General features: G+C 47.1%; 1 protein-coding gene. It reads left to right on the top strand.

What is annotated here, in order from left to right; genetic code table 11:
• The coding region (locus ACWPVL_RS11725) for a glycoside hydrolase family 3 protein (protein ID WP_454389189.1) at positions 1-849 on the top strand (849 nt) is incomplete at both ends.

The raw sequence follows: 849 nt of genomic DNA, 5'->3' as shown, positions 1-849 counted from the left end.
CCATGGTACGCGTGAAGCCTTATTACACCAAAATGCTCAGTTAGCGCAGAAAATTGCGGAAAATGCCATTGTGTTACTAAAAAATGATGACCACATTTTGCCATTGAAGACCAGTGAATCATTAGCGGTTGTTGGTGAGATGGCCAAGGAAACCCGCTTTCAAGGTGCAGGTTCTTCCCATATTCAAGCAGCTGAACAAGTGTCGATTTTGACCGGAATCAAACAGGCCGGGCTCACTTATGATTTCGCAGCCGGGTATCGACTTGATGATGAAGTTGATCAAGAGAAAACTGCCCAAGCGTTGGAATTAGCGCGGACGCACGACAAGGTTATTTTTGTTGCCGGGTTACCCGATAACTATGAATCAGAAGGGTTTGACCGGAAGAACATGGCCCTGCCAAAAGTACAAAACGACTTGCTTCAGGCCGTTGCAGCGATTAATCCGCATGTCATTGTTTTATTGGTCGCCGGAGCACCGGTTGAGATGCCATGGTTAGATCAGGTACAGGCGATCTTGAATTTATATTTAGGCGGGGAGCATATTGGAACGGCAACCGCACGGGTACTGACTGGTCAAGTCAACCCCAGTGGCAAGTTAGCCGAAACCTATCCTCAGCGCTATCAAGACGTTGTGTCAGCTGAGATTTATGACAAACACACGCGCGCGGTTCCTTATGTAGAAAGTTCCTATATCGGGTATCGTTACTTCGATAAGGCAAAAGTACCGGTGGCGTTTCCGTTTGGTTTTGGTCTTAGTTACACCACTTTTGCGATCAAGCATGTACGGCTTGTCAATGACGAAGTAACCGATGCACAGCCGGTGACGGTTCAATTAGATGTGACCAATAC

The organism is Streptococcus sp. Marseille-Q8145, assembly GCF_965112035.1.
This window is presented reverse-complemented; position numbering and strand designations above follow the sequence as displayed.